The organism is Nitratireductor aestuarii, from assembly GCF_014641695.1.
Taxonomy (GTDB): domain Bacteria; phylum Pseudomonadota; class Alphaproteobacteria; order Rhizobiales; family Rhizobiaceae; genus Chelativorans; species Chelativorans aestuarii.
Genome location: NZ_BMIF01000003.1, coordinates 326983 through 346878, shown reverse-complemented (window position 1 = coordinate 346878; position 19896 = coordinate 326983). Strand labels below are relative to the sequence as shown.

The following is a 19896-nucleotide window of genomic DNA, read 5'->3' as shown; positions in this document are numbered from 1 at the left end:
ACCCGCTCGGCGGCATCGGTCAGGTTAATGTGACGGGCTTCCTTTCGGTTTGAGCGATGTCAAACCATTTCGCGGCAAGCCCCTTACAGACCAGATATGGGAGTGGATTTTGGGTTCAACAAGAAGCACTTGAACCAAACATAACAAAAAACGGCGAACACTGGGTCCGCCGTTTGATATCATCTAGATGTAAGGTGCTACCCCTACTGAAGAGATTAGGACGCCGTCTCTTCCGGCTGCGTCTCGGATGCCTCGGCAGCCTTGCGGACACGCGGGCGGCGCGTACGCTTTACCGGCTTTTCTTCGCCCTGGGCTTCCGTCTGTTCAGCTGCAACCGGCTCAGGCGCAGCATCCTCACGGACCACCGGAGCTACCAGTGCAGGTGCGGGAGCTTCCTCAGCAGCGGTCTGTTCGGCATCCACCGCAGGCTTCTCAGCAGCGCGCTCGTGAGCACGACCGTTCAGGCGTTCACGCGGACGGCGCTCTGGGCGCTGACGCGGCTGCTCGCCAGCTTCCGTACGCTGGCGTTCGTTCAGCGCAACCTCTGCAGGGACGCCTTCGATCACCGGCTGAGGGCCGGAGCCATCGTCGGCGGTGCGAACAGGCTGCTGGGGCTGCTGCTGGTTGTTCTGCGGGGCAAAGCCCGAATTGTCCAGATCCAGCTCGTCCTCGTCATCGCGTTCATCGCGGTAGTCGCGAACTGGCTGCTGCGCCTGCAGCTGAGCCTGGGCAGCGGCAATGATGCGATTGTAGTGTTCGGCGTGCTGCAGGTAGTTTTCTGCCATCACGCGATCGCCCGAACTCTGAGCGTCTCGAGCAAGAGTGGCGTACTTGTCTGCCACCTGCTGCGCCGTACCGCGAATCTTGACGTCCGGGCCATTGCTCTCGTACGTCCGCGTCAGCGGGTTGGGGCCCCTGCGGTTGTTATTGTTGTTGTTGTTATTGCCGCCGTTGTTACCGTTGTTGCCGCGGCCCCGAATGCGCCGGTTTTGTTGTTGTGGCCTCATTCCATTCTCTTTGCTTGAGACAACTCTCGATTCGAAAAAAGTTCACGGAAATCTGCGAGCGCTAGTGCCCTTCCGTCCGACAATCTTCTCTGACCATCAGCCCGCGCTTGTTGCGCGACAGCGAACCTGGTCTGCTCGATGTTCACTTGCCTGATGATCCCCGTACGAAGCGATGCGTGATGAGCAAGGCGGTCGAAACTTGGCGAAGGAATCCGCGGCACCTGCCTGCTTCATTCATCCGGCAGGCGGAACCTAGCGGCATTGACCAGGCTTGCCAAGTGTTTTTTCCAAGCTTCTCACGTCGCTTCGGCAAGTACAAAAAGCAGAGCTCTGTCGCGACCACCAAGGTCACAGGCGCTCTCAGCCAGCTCAAAGCCGTGTTGGTTGAATAGTTCAACCACGTCCTTTTTCTGGCTGAAACCGATTTCCACGGCTAACGCGCCGTTATCCACCAGAAGCCGGCGACCGTTCTCAGCTGTAAGCCGATAGAAGGTCAATCCGTCCTGACCTCCATCAAGCGCGCGACGGGGATCGTAAACGCGCACCGATCGGTCAAGAGTTTCCAAATCGCTCGTTGGTATATAGGGCGGGTTGGAAACAATGAGGTGAAACTTTCCTTCGACCTCGGCAGTCCAATCCGACTTCAACGTCGAAAACCGCGCTCCATACCCATTCATATCGGCATTGTTCTTGGCCATTGCAAGGGCATCGGCGGAAATATCGACTCCAAGCGCCACGGCCTCCGGCAGCATGCTCAAGAGGGCCAACGCGATGGCGCCCGTTCCGGTTCCAAGGTCCAGAATGCGGCAGGTGCCCGTCTGCGAGATGAAACGGCGGGCCACCGGAAGCGCAAGCTCCACAAGGGTTTCTGTGTCCGGACGGGGCTCCAGCGTTTCACTGGAAAGCCTGAGCGGCAGGCCGTAAAACTCGCGCTCGCCGAGGATGCGATAGACTGGTTCGCCGGCCAAACGGCGCGCGAGCGCCTGCTCAAGCGCGTTCACCTTTGCGTCATCGATTACTTGATCGGGCGAAGTAATCGCGTCCTTGCGCTCCGTTCCGGTGAAATGCTCGACGAGGATGCGCGTCTCAAGGCCCGCATCGGCGAAGCCGGCTTCGGTCAGGCTACGCCTCACCTTATCGAGCAACCCGCCGAGCGTGCGTGTCATGGTTAGTTGTCGCCGTGTTGGGCGGCCAGCAGCTTTGTCTGATGGTCGGAGATCAGCGCGTTCACCAGATCGTCCAACTCGCCTTCCATGACGCGGTCGAGCTTGTAGAGCGTCAGGTTGATCCGGTGGTCCGTAACGCGGCCCTGCGGAAAATTGTAGGTGCGGATGCGCTCGGAGCGATCACCGCTTCCCACCTGAAGACGACGTGATTCGGAGCGCTCCTCATCCGCCTTCTGGCGCTGTGCGTCATAAAGACGCGCGCGCAGCACCTGCATGGCGCGGGCGCGGTTCTGGTGCTGGGATTTTTCCGCCTGCACCACGACAATGCCTGTTGGCAGGTGGGTGATTCGCACGGCCGAATCAGTGGTGTTCACGTGCTGACCACCGGCACCGGAAGCGCGCATCGTATCGATGCGGATATCTTCCGCACGGATCTCGACGTCCACTTCCTCTGCCTCAGGCAGAACAGCGACGGTTGCCGCCGACGTGTGGATGCGGCCCTGCGCTTCCGTTGCCGGAACGCGCTGGACGCGATGAACGCCTGATTCGAACTTCAGCTTCGAGAACACGCCACGTCCGGAGACCGAAGCGATGATTTCCTTGTAGCCGCCGGCATCGCCTTCGCTGGTGGAGACCACCTCAACCTTCCAACCCTGCTGGCTGGCGTAGCGGTCGTACATGCGGAAGAGATCGCCGGCAAAGATTGCCGCCTCGTCACCGCCGGTACCGGCGCGGATTTCAAGGATCGCGCTCTTCTCGTCCGCCGCATCCTTCGGCAGCAGCAGAATCTGCAGCTCAGCCAGCAGCGCTTCGATCCGTTGCTCCACCTCTTCGCCGTCAGCTTCGACGAGCTCGCGCATCTCCTTGTCGAGGCTCTTGTCCTCGAGCATCGCCTTGAGGTCGGCCTGCTCGGCCTCGGCTTTCTTCAGCTCCGAGATCTTGCCGGCAATTTCCTGCAGCTCGGAATATTCGGAAGCCAGCTTCACGTATTCGTCCGCTGCGGGTCCAGCAGCCATCTGCGTTTCGATCAGCTCGAAGCGCTTCAGCACCTGATCCATGCGGTCGCGTGGCAGTTCAATCATCGGCGAGGCTCAATTGTCTCAAAGCGGGATATCGTGGTCCTTGGCGAACTCCACCAAGCCAGCGCGGATATCGGTCTTCGAGCTGTTATTGGCAAGCGCTTTCTCCATCCAGTCCGTCAGATCCTGCATGGGAAGCTCGCGGACCATCGCCTTGACCGGACCAATGGCTGACGGCGACATGGAGACGGAACGGAAGCCGACACCCATCAGCGCCATGGCGGAAATCGGCTTGCCTGCCAGCTCACCACAGATCGTCACTGGCGTACCGTGCTTCTTGCCGGCCTGCACGATCTGGCGCAGGAGCCGGAGGAAGGGCACGCTGATCGGATCGAACCGGTCGGCAACGCGGGTGTTGCCGCGATCCGTAGCCGTCACGAACTGGAAGAGGTCGTTGGAACCGACTGAGACGAAATCCACCGCCTGCATGAGCTCGTCCAGCTGCCAGAGCAGCGAGGGAACCTCAATCATGGCGCCAAGCTTTAGCCGCGTGGGCAGATGGTGGGCGAAACGCGACAGGTGCCGCACCTCGCGGTCGATGATCTGGCGCGCCTGGTGGATTTCCTCCACCTGCGTCACCATTGGCAGCATGAACTTCAGCTCACGCCCACCAGCCGCCTTCAACAGCGCGCGAACCTGCGTGCGCAGGAGCGCCGGACGGTCAAGCGTCAACCGCAGGGCACGCCAGCCCATGGCTGGATTTTCTTCCTGCTGCGACACGTTGAAATACGGAAGAACCTTGTCGCCGCCGATGTCGAGCGTGCGGAAGGTGACGGACTTGCCTGCTGCGGCATCCAGCACTTCGCGATAGAGCCGCTCCTGCGCCTCGACACGCGGGAAGGTCAGCGCCACCATGAACTGCAGTTCAGTGCGGAACAGGCCGATGCCCGACGCACCAGACTGCGTCAGCTGCGGCAGGTCAACGGCAAGGCCGGCGTTCATCAGCAAATCGACCGGCGCACCGTCCTTGGTGACGCAAGGCTTGTCACGCAGCTCGCGATATAGCTTCTGGCGACGGGCACGGAAGCGCACCTTCTCGGCGTAAGCCGTTTCGATGTCGGTCGGCGGGCGCAGGTGCACCTGACCGTCCACACCATCGACGATGATCGGATCGCCGTTTTCCGCCATGGAGACGACGCCCTTGACCTGTCCGACAGTCGGAAGGCCGATTGCACGAGCGACGATGACGATGTGACTGGTCGGAGCACCCTCCTCCAGCACCAGGCCGCGCAACCGATCGCGGGGATAGTCGAGCAGCTCGGCCGCACCCATGTTGCGCGCGACAAGGATAGCATTCTTCGGCATAAGCTGTGACAGAGCGTCAGGGCCACGGCCAATCAGCTGGCGCAGCAGGCGGTTCGCCAGATCGTCGAAATCGCTCATCCGCTCGCGCAGATAAGGGTCAGTCATATGGATCATGCGCGCACGCATGTCGCTCTGGACCTTTTCCACGGCAGCTTCTGCGGTGAGACCGTTCTGCACGGCCTCCTCCAGACGGCGGCCCCAGCCGCGATCGTTCGCGAACATGCGGTATGCTTCGAGCACGGCGCGGTGTTCGCCCTCGAAGGCCACATCGCGACGTGAAAGCATATCGTCGATGGAGATGCGGAGCGAGCTCAGCGCCTGCTCAAGCCGCTCCTTCTCGTGCTCGATGTCTTCCGCGAAAAGGTCTTCGACGAGGATGCGCGGCTCATGCAGAACCACATGACCAAGGCCGATCCCTTCGTTGAACGCATGGCCCTTGTAGTGAACCGGACGGCGCAGATCGAGCTCGATGCCAGGGCGGGCAAGACGGACGAGATCGCCGCTGGCGATCATCTCCGCCACCACCATGGCGACGGTCTCGAGAACTTCCATCTCGTCTTCGCGGTAATTGCGCTGCGTGCGGTTTTGCACCACGAGGACGCCGAGGGTACGCCCTGCGCGCAGGACCGGTACGCCAAGGAAGGAATGGTAGATCTCTTCGCCCGTCTCCGGAAGGTAGGCGAAGGCCGGATGCTTCTGCGCATCAGAAAGGTTCAGCGGGCGGGCGCTCGCAGCAATCGTGCCGACAAGGCCTTCGCCCAGCCGCAGCTGTGCAAGATGAACGGAGGTCGGGTTCAAGCCTTCCGTCGCATAGAGCTCGAGCATGGAGTCCGAGCGCAGGACGTAAAGCGAGCAAACCTCGGCTACGAAGTTCTGGGCGATCTCGCGGACGATGCGGTTCAGGCGGTCCTGCGGCTCTGACGGCTCCGCCATCAGATCTCGGAGCCGCTTTAATAGGACGCGGGGGCCGCCTGCAGGGTCACGCATGGATCAGTGCTCCAGAGCTTCGTCATACGCCGCTCCCGAAGGAACTGCGCGCGAAGCCATATAGCTCCGCGTTGGCTTACTTTTTATCCAGCCCGTAAACGGAATGCAAAGTTCTAACAGCCAATTCCGCGTACGGACCGTCGATCAGGATCGAAATCTTGATCTCGGACGTGGTGATCGCGCGGATGTTGATACCCTTGTCCGCGAGAGCCTTGAACGCGGTCGCGGCAACGCCGGCGTTGCTACGCATGCCAACGCCGATGACCGATACCTTCGCCAGGCCCGTTTCGGACTGTATAGCGCCAAATCCGACGGAATCGCGGACGCCTTCAAGGATGTGAACAGCCTTGTCCATATCACCGGTCGGAATCGTGAAGGTGATGTCGGTGAAGGCGCCGTCCTCGGAGACGTTCTGTACGATCATGTCGACGTTGATGCTGCGGTCCGCCAGGGGTCCGAAGATACCCGCCGAGACACCCGGCCGGTCGGCCACACGGCGCAGAGAGATCTGTGCTTCATCCTTGGCATAGGCGATGCCGGTGACGACTTGCTGTTCCACGATTTCTTCCTCGTCGCAAATAAGGGTGCCGGGCGGGTTCAGGAAATCCCCCATGCCGGGCGCGTCCGGTTCTTCGAATGAGGACCTGACAAAGGTCCTGACCTTGTGTGCCATCGCAAGCTCTACCGAGCGGACCTGGAGCACCTTCGCGCCCAGGGACGCCATTTCCAGCATCTCTTCGAAGGAAACCTTGGCAAGCCGCCGAGCCTTCGGTTCGATGCGGGGATCGGTCGTGTAGACGCCATCCACATCGGTGTAGATGTCGCAGCGGTCTGCCTGCACGGCAGCGGCCAAAGCCACTGCGGAGGTATCCGAGCCGCCGCGTCCGAGCGTCGCGATGCGATTGTCGGGCGCAAGCCCCTGGAAGCCGGCCATGACGGCGACCTGACCCATCTCCATGCGGCGAACGATGTCGCTGCCGTCGATGCCGGTGATGCGCGCTGCGCCATGGGCATTGTCAGTATGGATCGGGATCTGCCAGCCCTGCCACGAGCGGGCGTCGACGCCGATCGACTGCAGCGCGATGGCCAGAAGGCCGCTCGTTACCTGCTCGCCCGAAGCGACGATGGTGTCGTATTCGCGGGCGTCGTAGAAGGGCGACTTGGAACCGCAGACCTGCGGCAGTTCCTGGACCCAACCGACCAGCTCGTTGGTCTTGCCCGCCATTGCGGACACCACGACGGCAACCTGATGGCCCGCGTCCACTTCACGTTTAACGTGGCGCGCAACCCGATAGATACGACTGAGGTCGGCGACGGACGTACCGCCGAATTTCATCACTATGCGCGCCATGATCTTAGATGTGCCCTTGCATTTAAAGGAGCATCCGCTCCACCAAACTCGTTGTGCGCCAAACTGGCAGCGCGTTTCAAATATCCAAAGGACGACTGTTCCGCAAGCGACCCGAAGGCTTGACTTTGCGATCGTAGCGCCCGACTTCAGAAAAATACAGGAGATCACCCATGCCGGATACCCAATTGACGACCATCGATCCTGCCGAAGTCGAACGTTTTTCACGTATGGCGCAGGAATGGTGGAACCCGAACGGAAAATTCAAGCCGCTCCACAAGTTCAATCCGGTACGACTGGGCTACATCCGGGATCATGTGGCGGAACACTTCGGACGTGACCCTCGGGCCTCCAAGCCGCTGGAGGGACTGCGGTTCCTCGATATCGGCTGTGGTGGCGGACTTCTGTGCGAGCCTATGTCGCGGCTTGGCGCCGAGATCGTTGGCGCGGATGCTTCTGCGCTTAACATCGAAGTGGCGAAGCTGCATGCGGCCGAAAGCGGCCTAACCATCGACTATCGCGCCGAGACAGCAGAGGCCCTTGCCGACCAGGGTGAGCGCTTTGACGTGATCCTCAACATGGAAGTCGTGGAGCACGTGGCCGACATCGACCTCTTCATCTCGAAGTGCGCGGAAATGCTGAAGCCCGGCGGCATCATGTTCGTTGCCACCATTAACCGCACGCTGAAGGCGTGGGGCCTGGCTATCATCGGCGCAGAATACGTGCTGCGCTGGCTGCCTAAGGGAACCCACGATTTCAAGAAGCTCGTTCGTCCGGAAGAGCTGGAAGGATCGCTCACTTCCAAGGGCCTGTTCATCAAGGACCGCACGGGCGTGACCTACAATCCGCTGATGGACCGCTGGCAGCGCTCGCGCGACATGGATGTGAATTACATGGTGCTGGCAGAAAAGCCCCGGGAGTAGGAGAAGGCCAGCGCAGTTTCCCTCATGCTGAGCCTGTCGAAGCACGAGGGATCGAGTATCCGCAGCTTCTCACCCCGTGGTTCGACAAGCTCACCATGAGGGGTGAGAAGCGACAGGCGGCCTTCCGGCGGGATAACCGAAAGCGAGGTGTCAGTTCGTATCTTCGGGCAGGATCGGCAGCGGCAGGAATTCGATGCCATCCTCTGCCAGCGACCGGGCTTCGTCGATGGTTGCCTCGCCGTAGATGCCGCGGGTTTCAGCCTCGCCGAAGTGAATCTTTCGGGCCTCTTCCGCAAATTGCGGACCGACATATTCGGCGTTTTCGCGCACCTGACGGGCAAGCGCCTTCAGCTGCTCCATGGCCTTCTTCTGCTCTTCGCCCAGCGCCAAAGCAATCTGCTGCTTCTTGCGACCGGTGGAGACAGCCGGGGCCATGAGCGCCTTGTCGACTTCAGGCGAACCGCAGGCGGGGCACGTCACAAGCTTGCGGCTCTTCTGCTGATCAAAATCATCCGCGCTGCGAAACCAGGCCTCGAACTCGTGGCCATTGGAGCAATTCAGACCGTATTTGATCATGCCGTAATCTCTGCCTGAGGTACCGCTGGCAGCGCGAAGTCACGCGCATTCAGAAGGTTGGGAAGCTTCCGCCGCGCATCGGCGGATGCCGCAGGGTCGATCTCGGCCAAAACGATGCCGGGTTCGTTATTACCGGCGTCGGCCACGACGCGGCCCCAGGGGTCGACGATCAGCGTGTAACCGTAGGTCTCACGGCCATCCTCATGCTTGCCGCCCTGAGCGGCGGCAATCACCCAGGCGCCATTCTCGATCGCGCGGGCCCGCAGCAGGACGTGCCAGTGCGCCTCGCCCGTCTGGCGGGTGAAGGAAGCTGGCACCGCCAGCACCTCTGCGCCGGCCAGCGCCTGCGCACGGAAGAGCTGCGGAAACCGCAGATCATAGCAAATGGAAAGTCCGAGCTTCATGAAAGGAAGATCAGCAACTACGGCCTGATCTCCCGGCGCGTAGGTGGCGGATTCACGCCAGCTCTCGCCGTTGTCCAGATCCACGTCGAACATGTGGATCTTGTCGTAGGTAGTAATCAGCTCGCCCTCGGCGCCAAACAGGAAGCTCCGGTTGGCAACCTTGCCATCGTCCAGCAGAACCGCCGTCGAGCCGACATGCACGAAGACGGAGAGCTCGCGTGCAAGTTCGGAAGCCCTGCGAACCAGTGGATCCTGATCCGCAGGAACGATACGCGCAAACAAGGCCTCACGGCCGCGCACCAGCATCCCGGTCATTTCCGGGCTTTGCACATAGACAGCTCCGCTACCCGCGGCCTCACGTACCAGCGCCTCAAAGGTGGCCAGATTGGCCGCTGGGTCCATGGCGCTGCGCATTTGCAGGGCTGCTACGCGAAAGGATGTCATGCAGACGTCTCCAGGAGAAGCTGGTCCAGGCGACCTTCCCGCTCCAGTGCATGGAGGTCGTCGCACCCACCAACATGATAGTCATCAATGAATATCTGAGGGAAGGTTGACCTACCGTTAGCGCGCTGGATCATTTCTGCACGCAGTTCCGGCTTAAAGCTTGCATCGTGCTCGGTGTACTCGACGCCCTTCTGGTCAAGCAGACGCTTGGCCGACGTGCAATAGCCGCAGCCTACGCGTGTATAGATTGTAACTTGTGTCATTTTATTTATCCGCATCTTTTTGCGGCTTATATAGTCTCCACGCCGCCCAGTGCAAAGTCCTTCGGCAAGACACGGGCAAAGGTCAGAACGTCGACCGACCCTGCACCGGCCGCCAGAAGAGCCCGCGTTGCAGTCTTTACGGTCGTTCCGGTGGTGTAGACATCGTCCACGAGGATAAGGCGCTTATTTTTTATCAACGGGCGCAGGTGCGGGGGCACTGTGAAGGCACCGCTGAGGTTTGTCTCACGCTCGGCCGCCGTCAGGCCGACCTGCGGGCGGGTGGACTGGCGGCGTATCAGAACTGCCGCAAGATGCCGGAGCCCCGTCTGGCGGGCGATCGCCCGCGAGAGCTCGGCGGACTGGTTGAAGCGGCGGGCGAGAAAGCGATAGCGATGGAGCGGCACCGGAAGCACCGCGTCCGCCTCTGTGACCAATTCCGCTCCCGCACGGACCATCCAGCGCGCCATCCAGGGCGCCAGATCCGTTCGGTCGCCGAACTTCAAGGAACGGGCCATGCGCTGGGGTACACCTTCGTAGAGCACGGCAGATCTCGCCCGTTTGAACGGTGGCGGATCGGCAATGGCTTCAGCGGAAACAACGCCCTCGCCCATCTCGTGTGCGAAGGGCGTTCCCATCACCTCACACCACGGGCGCTCGAGGAAGCGGACGCCTGGCCAGCAGTCGGGGCAGAGAGTTCCGGGTTCACCCACAAGGTTGCGGCAACCGAGGCAAACGGGCGGGAAAAGGATCTTCGCCGGCCATCTTACGGCCTGCGATGCCAGACTTCGGACGTCCATCCTTGCCCCCTGCTCCCGCTACCCCACCTTTGCATGATAGCAGATTTATGCCATTGCGCGCGGAAGACTGGAGTCACCATGGACACGATTTTCGATCCGAAGCTGCTGCTTGCCCGCAAGCTGCGCGCAAAGAACCTGAACGTGGAAGGCGCCGACTTCCTCATGCGACGGATGGCGGAAGACCTTTCCGACCGCCTTTCCACCGTGGAACGGCATTTTGGCCGAGCAGCTGTGATGTTCTCGCTGACAGCGGATGCTGCTCAGATCGTCCAGGAGAGCGGCAAGGCAGACAACGTCTTTCGGGTCGAAACCGATGGCGCTCTGCTGGACGACGCGTTCGAAGGCGTCACCACGAATGCCGAGCGCGTGCCGCTGGAGCCGGAGAGCGTCGATCTTGCGGTGTCGCTCCTCACCATGCACGAGGTCAACGATCTGCCCGGCCTGCTCTTCCAGATCCGCATGGCGCTAAAGCCAGACGGTCTGTTTCTCGGCGCGATGGCCGGCGGCGGGACGCTGCAGGAACTACGGCAGTCGCTTCTGCAGGCTGAGATGGAGCTGACAGGTGGAGCCGCACCCCGCGTCAATCCGTTTGCCGACGTTCGGGATACCGGCGCTCTCCTGCAGCGGGCGGGCTTCTCCCTTCCGGTGGCAGACGTCGAGGCTGTAACCGTGCGCTACGACAACATGTTCGCGCTGATGCGCGACCTGCGCGCCATGGGGGCGACCAACGCGCTCGTAGAGCGAAGCCGCAAGCCGGCAACGCGCCAGCTCTTCGTGCGGGCGGCGGAAATCTATCAGGAGCGCTTTTCCGATCCTGACGGGCGGATACGGGCGACGTTCAACATCGTCTGGATGTCAGGCTGGGCACCGCATGAAAGCCAGCAGAAGCCATTGAAGCCCGGCAGCGCGCAGGTTTCTCTGACCAAGGTCCTGGGTGATAAGGGAAAGGCCGGATAAGCCCGCGCTACCCGCCGCTGCTAAGCGCGGCGCGTAGCTCCTCGTTGGCAAACCAGTTCTTGGTGATGAGTCCAAGTTCGGTCAGACCGGTGATAATGGCCAGCACCAATATGCTCGCAATCAGAGCATATTCAACGGCCGCGGTTCCCCTCTCGTCCTTCAAAAACGCCAGGATCATTATCCCGTCCCTACTCCAGATCCTTCAGCTCTTCATAGGAACGCAGAAAAGATCTAAGATTCCGTTTCTTCGCTTCCACTGGAATTGCTCAGCAGTTGCCGCGCTTGGACCCGTCACGGCTTATGACACACTCGTCAGGCGATGCCCGAAAGACCGTGCGCTGCTGCTGATACGTGTTGGCCCGGGCACCAAAGGAGCTGGTGACAATATGATCGATGCCAGGGTCCAGAAGCGCCTGGCGGGCAGACCGCCGGTCGCCGTCGGGCATGAACATGAGGGACAGGGCAACAGCTGCCGAACCGAACAGCAATGCTACCCGTAGCGCGCCCATGCCTGCACCCGATAGGTTCTTCACCTTGAATGCCCCGTTTAACCGTCCCGTTCTTCGCACCAATAGGCCCTCTTACCGATTGCCCCATGCGCCCACGGATAAACTCTCATTCCTGGTTAAAGGAATAATTAATAGGCCGGTTAAGGTTAAAGCAGGTCGATGAGGAAGGGGATCAGCGGCTCATCAGCCGGGGGCATGGGATAGTCGCGCATCTTGAGCGGCTTCACCCACTTCAGCGCCTGCCCTTCCTGCGCCACGGGAATGCCCTGATAGCGGCGGCAGATGAAGAGCGGCATCAGGAGATGGAAGGTCTCGTAGGTATGGCTGGCAAAGGTCAGCGGTGCCAGGCACTCGACCTTGGTCTCGACGCCGATCTCCTCGCGAAGTTCGCGGACCAGTGCTTCCTCAGGGGTTTCGCCCTGCTCTACCTTGCCACCCGGAAACTCCCAGAGGCCAGCCAGCGCCTTGCCTTCTGGGCGCTGCGAGAGAAGCACGCGGTTATCCGCGTCAACGAGAGCGCAGGCTGCTACCAGCAGGATCGGTTTGGGGTTGGCAATTTCGGTCATGCTCAGGCCTGGTCCTGCGGTTGACGGTAAACGTAACGGTAACCATCGCTGAAACCGAGCGACCGGTAGAGCTGGATTGCCGTCCGATTTTCTTCTTCGACCTGAAGGTACGCCTGGCGCGCACCGCGCGCAAAGGCCCATTTCAGAGCCCCGAGGACCAGCCTGCGGCCGAGCCCCTTGCCGCGCGCTTGTTCCGCCGTGGCTACGTCGAAAAGCCCGGTCAGATCGCCATCGCGGACGCAAAGGGCGCTGCTCACCGGCTTTCCGTCCTGATCCAGAACGAAGAGGCCGCGATCCGCCTTGATCGCCCCAAGCACCTGCCGGAGACCGGGCTTGATGGCCGGATCGTTGGCGTGGGTTGCGACCGACGCTTCGACGTAGCGCTCTGCATCGTCCGTTGGACCCAGATCCTCCGCGGCAGTCAGAACACTCTCGTCAAGCTTAAGACGCATGACCACAGTCGGCTTCACGGAAGTCCAGCCGAGTTCATCGAGATGCTCCGCGATCTGCGGGGCGGAAAGCGGCGTCAGACGGAAAGACGGTATGCGGCCATTTTCGCGGAAGTAGCGCGACAGCCGCTCGATGCGCTCATCCAGACGGTGATGGTCGCCCGGGTCCATCGGGTTGATGGAGTTGAGCCGGCCTGAGGGATGGCCAGCCGTCAGGCGGACCATCCAGGTGCCATCATAGCGAGCGGTGGCAGCCGGCCATGCGCGGAAGCCCGCAGCCTCAAAGCGCCGGACATCCGCCAGATCGGGCTGCCGCTCGCCGGACATGGCTTGTTAGCTCCGATAGTCGCCGTTGATGGCCACGTATTCCTTGGTGAGGTCGCAGGTCCAGACCGTGGCCTTGCCGTTGCCGAGACCAAGGTCCACACGGATCGTTATGTCGTCCTGCTTCATATAGCTGGAGACGGCTTCCTCGGAATAATCCGGGTCCCGCTCGCCCTGATGGGCAACGCGGAAGTCGCCGAACCAGATCGACAGGAGATCGCGCTCAGCAGGTTCGCCGGCCTTGCCGACAGCCATCACGACGCGGCCCCAGTTCGCATCCTCGCCCGCCACGGCCGTCTTTACCAGTGGCGAGTTGGCGATGGAGAGCGCCACCTTCTTGGCCGAGCGCGAGGACTTCGCGCCGGTCACTGTGATCTCGATCATCTTGCGGGCGCCTTCGCCATCGCGCACCACCTGCAGCGCGAGCTGCTTCAGAAGGCGGTTCAGCGCACGGCGGAAGCCTGCGAGGCGCGGATCCTTGGCATCAGTGATGCGCGGAGCACCGCGATCTGCGGCCTTGCCGGTCGCAAACAGCATCAGCGTGTCGCTGGTGGAGGTGTCGCTATCGACCGTTACGGCGTTGAAGGTCTTGTTTGTGCCCTTGGAGAGCAGATCCTGCAGCGCGGAGGCCGCAATCGGAGCATCGGTCGCAACGAATGAGAGCATGGTCGCCATGTCCGGCGCTATCATGCCAGCGCCCTTGGCGATGCCGTTGATCGTCACCTCAACGCCGTCCAGATCAGCCTTGGCGGTCAGATATTTCGGGTAGGTGTCCGTCGTCATGATTGCCTGGGCGGCGTCTTTCCACGCGCCAGCCTGCGCCTGCTTCACCAGATCGCCCAGCAGATGCGTGAACTTGCCCGCGTCGAGCGGCTCGCCGATGACGCCGGTCGACGCCAGGAACACTTCGCTCTCGCTACCGCCGACCGCTGCTGCCGCAGCCTTGCATTCAACAGCCGTTGATTCCCGCCCGCGCTTGCCGGTGAAGGCGTTGGCGTTGCCCGAGTTCACGACCAGGATTCGGGCGCGACCGCCAGGCAAATTCTGGCGGCAGAGCTCGACAGGAGCCGACGGGCACTTGGAGCGCGTGAAGACACCAGCCACTTCCGTGCCCTCATCGAACACCATGACCATGAGGTCCTTGCGACCCTTGTACTTGATGCCCGCCTCGGCAGCAGCAATGCGGACGCCCGCGATCTCGGGCATGGTGGGGTAACGCTTCGGAGCAAGGGGGGAAACGGTGGTGGACATGTATCTAACCGTAGATTTGAGCCTGCAACCCCTCTGCATCATGGCAAAGGGCTAGGCAAGTACGAAACTTGCCGCTCTAAAACAAAAAGGCGGGAAGAGCGCCCTTGAGGTGCACTTCCCGCCCAAACAGATGGCTTCAGCCTGGCTTTACTGAGCGGCCGGGGTCTCAGGGGCCTCGCCAGCCTCGCCGGTCTGCTGCTGGTAAAGCTTGTCGACGCTGGCTTTCAGCTCTGCATCCGGGATGTTCACGTCGGCCTTGCCGCGGATGTCCTTCAGCGTGGCAACGTACTTCTCGCGCACGATAACCGAGCGGACTTCGTCGGAGACCTGCTCCAGTGTCGGAGCCGGCTGCTGACGCTTGTCGTCTACCTTGAGGACGTGCCAGCCGAACTGGGTCTTGATCGGCTCCTTGGAGTAGCTGCCGGACTCCATCGCAAAAGCTGCGGTCTCGAACTCGGGCACCATGCGGCCCTTGGTGAAGTAACCGAGATCACCGCCGTTGGCGGCAGCGCCGTCCTTCGACTTCTCCTTGGCGATCTCTTCGAAGTTGCCGCCGTCGTCGAGCTGCTTGATGATCGCCTTGGCCTCGTCCTCGCTCTCGACGAGAATATGTCGGGCGTGGACTTCCTCCGGCATCGTGAGCTTCTTCACTTCTTCGTCATAACGGGCCTTCACCTCATCGTCGGTGATCTGCTCGATGACGTTCTTTTCGATGAAAGCACTGTGCAGGGCCTGGTTGCGCAGAAATTCCTGCTGCTGCTTGAACTCGTCGGACTCGTCGATCTTCTGTTCCACGGCGGCATTTGCCAGCAGCTTCAGGTCGATCAGAGCGGAAAGCAGAGCCACACGGCGTTCCGCCTCGGGGAGGCGGCCGAACTGTGCACCAAGCTGCTCTTCTGCGAGAGCCATGTCCGCCTCGGTGATCTGCTGTCCGTTGAGCGTCGCGATAACCTTGTCTTCCTGAGCGGAAGCCGGATATGAGCTCGTCATGCCCATTATCAAAGCGAGCCCGATCGAGGCTGCGAGATTTTTGCGGAAAGAACTTTGCATGAGAGAATATCTCCGTTGATAGGTATCGAACACGGCGGGATCAGAAAGGTAAGAGTTCAGACGTCCCAAAAATATGGCGGAAGTTTGCGATAGCCCCAAGCATCCCCCGAAGTTGACATCGCCACAGGCCCCTCTTATCTGTCTCGCAACCCAGCGTCCAGAAGTCCTTTCATGGGGCGTTGGCTCGTCACTCTTCAGGCAACGCTTGAAACTGGCGCAATCATGCGGCATCCCATTGTCCGAAAGACGAATTGAGAGGACCATCTGATGGTCAGTTTTGGCGGCCTTGTCCGCAAGATATTTGGTTCTGCAAACGAGCGCCGCGTTCGCGGCCTGCAGCCTCGCGTTGACGCCATCAACGCTCTCGAGGCTGAGATGAAGGCTCTTTCCGACGAAGCATTGCGAGGAAAGACCGAAGAATTCCGCAAGCAGCTGGCGGAAGGACGGTCTCTTGACGACCTTCTCGTGCCGGCCTTTGCCGTGGTTCGGGAAGCCGCTCGGCGCGCCATCGGCCTGCGCCCGTTTGACGTCCAGCTGATCGGCGGCATGGTCCTCCACGAGGGCTCCATCTCCGAGATGAAGACCGGTGAAGGCAAGACGCTGGTTGCGACGCTGCCCACCTACCTCAACGCGTTGCCCGGCAAGGGCGTCCACGTGGTCACGGTAAACGACTACCTGGCCCGCCGCGACGCCCAGTGGATGAGCCGCGTCTATGGCTTCCTGGGCATGAGCACCGGCATCATCGTGCATGGCCTCTCCGATGAAGAGCGCCGCGCGGCCTATGCCTGCGACATCACCTATGCCACGAACAACGAGCTCGGCTTCGACTACCTGCGCGACAACATGAAGTATGAGCGCGGGCAGATGACCCAGCGCGGCCACCACTACGCCATCGTGGACGAGGTGGACTCGATCCTGATCGACGAAGCGCGCACGCCGCTCATCATTTCAGGCCCGCTCGAAGACCGTTCGGAACTCTACAACACGATCGACGCCTTCATGGCGCGCCTTGAGGAAGGCGACTATGAGGTCGATGAAAAGCAGCGCACCGCCACCTTCACCGAAGAAGGCACCGAGAAGATGGAAAATCTTCTCCGTGAGGCAAAGCTTTTCCGCGGCGAATCACTTTACGACGTCGAGAACGTCGCGATCGTTCACCACCTGAACAACGCGCTGAAGGCCCACAGGCTGTTCCAGCGCGACAAGGATTACATCGTCCGCGATGACGAGGTCGTGATCATCGACGAGTTCACCGGCCGCATGATGCCGGGCCGCCGTTTCTCGGACGGTCTGCACCAGGCGCTGGAAGCCAAGGAACACGTCAAGATCCAGCCCGAGAACCAGACGCTCGCCTCGATCACCTTCCAGAACTACTTCCGCATGTATAGCAAGCTTGCCGGCATGACCGGTACGGCTTCGACGGAAGCGGAAGAATTCGCCAATATCTACGGCCTTGACGTCATCGAAATCCCGACGAATCTTCCCGTCCAGCGTATCGACGAGGACGACGAAGTCTACCGGACGGCGGAGGAGAAGTTCCGCGCCATCGTCAAGGAAATCAAGGTCGCGCGCGAGCGTGGCCAGCCGATCCTTGTCGGCACGACCTCCATCGAGAAGTCGGAGCAGCTGGCGGTCCTCCTGCAGAAGGAAGGGCTGAAAGACTTCGAGATCCTGAACGCCCGCCACCACGAGCGTGAAGCATCGATCGTTGCGCAGGCAGGCCGTCCGGGCGCTGTCACCATCGCCACCAACATGGCTGGCCGTGGTACCGACATCCAGCTCGGCGGCAATGCGGACATGCGCATCGCCGAGGAACTGGGCGGCATGCCGGCGGGTCCCGAGCGCGAGGCCAAGGAAAAGGCGATCCGTGAGGACGTACAGCGGCTCAAGGAGCAGGCTCTCGCTGCAGGCGGTCTCTACGTGCTGGCGACCGAACGCCACGAAAGCCGCCGCATCGACAACCAGCTGCGCGGCCGCTCCGGCCGTCAGGGCGACCCTGGCCGCTCGAAGTTCTACCTGTCGCTGCAGGACGACCTGATGCGCATCTTCGGCTCCGACCGCATGGACGGAATGCTGCAGAAGCTGGGCCTCAAGGAAGACGAAGCCATCGTCCATCCCTGGATCAACAAGGCTCTGGAAAAGGCGCAGAAGAAGGTCGAGGCCCGCAACTTCGACATCCGCAAGAACCTGCTTAAGTATGACGACGTCATGAACGACCAGCGCAAGGTGGTCTTCGAGCAGCGCATCGAACTGATGGACGGCGAGAACCTCTCCGAAACCGTCGCCGAGATGCGCCACGACGTCATCGATGACCTGGTTGCCAAGCACATTCCCGAAAACGCCTACGCAGAGCAGTGGGACATCGAGGGTCTGAAGGAAGCGGTTCGCCGCGATCTCAACCTCGACCTGCCGGTCGACGCCTGGGCGCAGGAAGAGGGCATCGCGGAAGACGATATCCGCACCCGCATCACCGAGGCTTCCGACAAGGCATTCGCCGAGAAGGCGGAGCGCTTCGGCCCCGAGATCATGCCCTACGTCGAGAAGTCGATCCTCCTGCAGACGCTGGACTCGCTCTGGCGCGAGCACCTGGTCAACCTCGATCACCTGCGTTCGGTCGTGGGCTTCCGCGGCTATGCCCAGCGCGATCCGCTGAACGAGTACAAGAGCGAAGGTTTCGAGCTCTTCCAGGCCATGCTGGCGAACCTGCGCGTGGTCGTCACCTCGCAGCTGTCCCGCGTCGAGCTGGTCCGCGAAACGCCTCCGCCGCCGGAGATGCCGCGCGAGATCGAAACGCACCATATGGACGCCTCGACCGGTGTCGATGAGTTCGACGGCGAGACCATGACGCTCGCAGCTGCCGCCCAGGGCGTAGTGCCGGCGGAAGAACGCGACCCGAACGACCCCTCCACCTGGGGCAAGGTCGGCCGCAACGAGGCCTGCCCCTGCGGCTCCGGCAAGAAGTACAAGCACTGCCACGGCGCTTTCGAGTAAGCTGAGGCGCAGGTCCAAAGGCCCCTTGCGAGGGGCCTTTTTTGTGACTGGCGTAAGTCCTGATACAACAAAGCCCCACCTCGGAAGATGGGGCTGTCAGCCGACAGATATGCAGGTAGGGCGTGCCGCCGGCTAAGTGCCGGGCAACCAAAGAAACTGGACCATTGGAAAATTGTGGTGCCCCCGGTCAGACTCGAACTGACACTCCTTTCGGAACTCGATTTTGAGTCGAGCGCGTCTACCAATTCCACCACGGGGGCATGCTGATGAGTTGCAGCATGCGCGGACTATACGAAGTCGCATGGGGCCGTCAACTGGTTACGGCAATTTGAACGCGATATGTCATTCCGCCCGATTGAACCGCTAGCACCACGGGGGTACACAAGCCAATCACCGAGGGTCCTATATGCTTCGCAGACTATATGATTTCACCATGTCGCTGGCGGCAACCCGCCATGCGGAGAAGAGCCTCGCGGCAGTCTCGTTTATCGAAAGCTCGTTTTTCCCGATCCCGCCAGACGTTCTGCTCATCCCCATGGTGCTGGCCAACCGCGCGAAGTGGCTGCGCTATGCCCTCCTCTGCACCATTGCCTCGGTGCTCGGCGCGTTGTTGGGTTACGCAATCGGCGCATTCCTCTACGAGGTGATTGGCGTTCCAATCCTCAAGTTCTACGGGCAGGAAGCGGCTTTCGCAGAGATTGCGAACCTCTACAATGAGTGGGGCAGCTGGGCGATCCTGTTTGGAGCTGTCACGCCATTCCCCTACAAGGTGCTTGCGATCTTTTCAGGCGCGACCGGCTTCAGCATCCCCATGTTCATCGTCGTCTCGATCGTTGGCCGCGGGCTGCGCTTCTTCCTCGTCTCCTGGCTGCTCTATAAGATGGGTGAGCCAATCCGGGTGTTCATCGAGAAGCACCTCGGTCTTCTTTTCACCCTTTTCATGGCCCTGCTTATCGGCGGGTTTGTCGCCGTTCGCTACGTTATCTGAGGCTTAGATGTCCCTATCCCGCCAGCTCTATCGCTCATACACGTTCGTCTCCGCCTTCCTGGCGGCTGCCATGGCCGCGACGGTCGGCACGGCGCTGGCGTTCCAGCACATCGGCGGGTACCTGCCCTGCAAGCTCTGTCTCGAGCAGCGCATTCCCTATTACATCGGCGTTCCTGTGATGGTGGTGGCCGCGCTTTGGTCCGTGATGCGCCTGCCTACCATCGTGACGCGCCTGCTTATCCTCGTGGGCGGCGGGTTGATGCTTTGGGGTCTTGTTCTTGCAGGCTTCCACGCAGGTGTGGAGTGGGCGTGGTGGGAGGGTCCCGCCGATTGCGCAACGCCTATCGTTTCCTCCAACAGCGGGAGCCTGCTCGACCAGCTGAATGCGATCATCCCGCCTTCCTGCAAGGATGCTGCATGGCGGTTCCTGGGTCTTTCCTTTGCCGGATGGAACTTCATCGTCAGCGCCATCCTCGCGACGATCGCACTTACCGCAGCCTTTCGTAAATAGG

The 19896-nt window shown here is 61.2% G+C and carries 20 protein-coding genes and 1 tRNA gene; 5 read left to right on the top strand and 16 right to left on the bottom strand.

From position 1 onward, the window contains the following. Window positions 1-215 precede the first annotated feature (215 nt). From IEX27_RS07820 to IEX27_RS07800, 5 genes are all read right to left on the bottom strand, one after another. Window positions 216-1007 carry a DUF4167 domain-containing protein gene (locus IEX27_RS07820; protein ID WP_188720380.1) on the bottom strand — a complete coding sequence of 264 codons (792 nt, stop codon included), beginning with the start codon at window positions 1005-1007 and terminating at the stop codon, window positions 216-218. A gap of 296 nt (window positions 1008-1303) precedes the next feature. Then, on the bottom strand, window positions 1304-2173 hold the full coding sequence (prmC, locus tag IEX27_RS07815; RefSeq protein WP_188720379.1) for a peptide chain release factor N(5)-glutamine methyltransferase: 870 nt from the start codon (window positions 2171-2173) through the stop codon (window positions 1304-1306). A gap of 2 nt (window positions 2174-2175) precedes the next feature. Further along, window positions 2176-3255, bottom strand: coding sequence for a peptide chain release factor 1 (gene prfA / locus IEX27_RS07810; protein ID WP_188720378.1), 1080 nt, complete (start codon window positions 3253-3255; stop codon window positions 2176-2178). Between the two features lie 18 nt (window positions 3256-3273). Continuing rightward, a complete protein-coding gene (gene ptsP, locus IEX27_RS07805) occupies window positions 3274-5544 on the bottom strand; it encodes a phosphoenolpyruvate--protein phosphotransferase (protein ID WP_188720377.1) in 2271 nt (756 codons plus the stop codon). Between the two features lie 76 nt (window positions 5545-5620). After that, window positions 5621-6895, bottom strand: a complete 1275-nt coding sequence (locus tag IEX27_RS07800; protein WP_188720376.1) for an aspartate kinase — start codon at window positions 6893-6895, stop codon at window positions 5621-5623. A 170-nt stretch (window positions 6896-7065) separates the two neighbouring features. Between IEX27_RS07800 and ubiG the strand changes: the two genes are divergently transcribed. Next, window positions 7066-7815, top strand: coding sequence for a bifunctional 2-polyprenyl-6-hydroxyphenol methylase/3-demethylubiquinol 3-O-methyltransferase UbiG (gene ubiG, locus IEX27_RS07795; RefSeq protein WP_188720375.1), 750 nt, complete (start codon window positions 7066-7068; stop codon window positions 7813-7815). A 150-nt stretch (window positions 7816-7965) separates the two neighbouring features. On the opposite strand, the gene IEX27_RS07790 is transcribed toward ubiG, so the two are convergent. Genes IEX27_RS07790 through IEX27_RS07775 form a run of 4 tightly spaced genes read right to left on the bottom strand, consistent with a single transcriptional unit; the run spans window position 7966 to window position 10299 of the window. After that, window positions 7966-8391 carry a DUF1178 family protein gene (locus IEX27_RS07790; RefSeq protein WP_188720374.1) on the bottom strand — a complete coding sequence of 142 codons (426 nt, stop codon included), beginning with the start codon at window positions 8389-8391 and terminating at the stop codon, window positions 7966-7968. Further along, complete coding sequence (locus IEX27_RS07785) at window positions 8388-9239, bottom strand: carbon-nitrogen hydrolase family protein (protein WP_188720373.1); 852 nt, start codon at window positions 9237-9239, stop codon at window positions 8388-8390. Before IEX27_RS07785 ends, IEX27_RS07790 begins: the two co-directional genes overlap by 4 nt. Further along, window positions 9236-9502 (bottom strand): glutaredoxin 3, encoded by a 267-nt coding sequence (gene grxC / locus IEX27_RS07780; protein ID WP_188720372.1) that lies wholly within the window; start codon window positions 9500-9502, stop codon window positions 9236-9238. The genes IEX27_RS07785 and grxC overlap by 4 nt, the downstream gene beginning before the upstream one ends. Before the next feature lie 26 nt (window positions 9503-9528). Continuing rightward, window positions 9529-10299: a ComF family protein gene (locus tag IEX27_RS07775; RefSeq protein WP_188720371.1), complete on the bottom strand. Its 771-nt coding sequence runs from the start codon at window positions 10297-10299 to the stop codon at window positions 9529-9531. 78 nt (window positions 10300-10377) lie between these two features. On the opposite strand from IEX27_RS07775, the gene IEX27_RS07770 reads away from it, so the two are divergent. Beyond that, the gene (locus IEX27_RS07770) at window positions 10378-11256 is read left to right on the top strand and encodes a methyltransferase domain-containing protein (RefSeq protein WP_188720370.1); all 879 of its coding nucleotides are present in this window, start codon (window positions 10378-10380) and stop codon (window positions 11254-11256) included. Between the two features lie 7 nt (window positions 11257-11263). Here IEX27_RS07770 and IEX27_RS07765 read toward each other — a convergent pair whose 3' ends face one another. The 6 genes from IEX27_RS07765 to IEX27_RS07740 form a co-directional block, all read right to left on the bottom strand. Continuing rightward, complete coding sequence (locus IEX27_RS07765; protein ID WP_188720369.1) at window positions 11264-11434, bottom strand: Flp family type IVb pilin; 171 nt, start codon at window positions 11432-11434, stop codon at window positions 11264-11266. An 88-nt stretch (window positions 11435-11522) separates the two neighbouring features. Continuing rightward, window positions 11523-11789 carry a hypothetical protein gene (locus tag IEX27_RS07760; RefSeq protein WP_188720368.1) on the bottom strand — a complete coding sequence of 89 codons (267 nt, stop codon included), beginning with the start codon at window positions 11787-11789 and terminating at the stop codon, window positions 11523-11525. A gap of 122 nt (window positions 11790-11911) precedes the next feature. Then, window positions 11912-12331 (bottom strand): 8-oxo-dGTP diphosphatase MutT, encoded by a 420-nt coding sequence (gene mutT, locus IEX27_RS07755; protein WP_188720367.1) that lies wholly within the window; start codon window positions 12329-12331, stop codon window positions 11912-11914. A 2-nt stretch (window positions 12332-12333) separates the two neighbouring features. Beyond that, window positions 12334-13107, bottom strand: a complete 774-nt coding sequence (locus tag IEX27_RS07750) for a GNAT family N-acetyltransferase (RefSeq protein WP_188720366.1) — start codon at window positions 13105-13107, stop codon at window positions 12334-12336. Between the two features lie 6 nt (window positions 13108-13113). Further along, window positions 13114-14355 (bottom strand): bifunctional glutamate N-acetyltransferase/amino-acid acetyltransferase ArgJ, encoded by a 1242-nt coding sequence (gene argJ / locus IEX27_RS07745; RefSeq protein WP_188720365.1) that lies wholly within the window; start codon window positions 14353-14355, stop codon window positions 13114-13116. A 147-nt stretch (window positions 14356-14502) separates the two neighbouring features. Beyond that, window positions 14503-15405 (bottom strand): peptidylprolyl isomerase, encoded by a 903-nt coding sequence (locus IEX27_RS07740; RefSeq protein ID WP_188720364.1) that lies wholly within the window; start codon window positions 15403-15405, stop codon window positions 14503-14505. Between the two features lie 267 nt (window positions 15406-15672). On the opposite strand from IEX27_RS07740, the gene secA reads away from it, so the two are divergent. After that, window positions 15673-18396, top strand: a complete 2724-nt coding sequence (gene secA / locus IEX27_RS07735) for a preprotein translocase subunit SecA (RefSeq protein ID WP_188720363.1) — start codon at window positions 15673-15675, stop codon at window positions 18394-18396. A 175-nt stretch (window positions 18397-18571) separates the two neighbouring features. On the opposite strand, the gene IEX27_RS07730 is transcribed toward secA, so the two are convergent. After that, a tRNA-Leu gene (locus IEX27_RS07730) sits at window positions 18572-18656 on the bottom strand. Window positions 18657-18802: 146 nt separating this feature from the next. Here IEX27_RS07730 and IEX27_RS07725 point away from each other — a divergent pair. After that, complete coding sequence (locus IEX27_RS07725) at window positions 18803-19384, top strand: YqaA family protein (protein ID WP_188720362.1); 582 nt, start codon at window positions 18803-18805, stop codon at window positions 19382-19384. Between the two features lie 7 nt (window positions 19385-19391). Then, complete coding sequence (locus IEX27_RS07720) at window positions 19392-19895, top strand: disulfide bond formation protein B (RefSeq protein WP_188720361.1); 504 nt, start codon at window positions 19392-19394, stop codon at window positions 19893-19895. Window position 19896 lies beyond the last annotated feature (1 nt).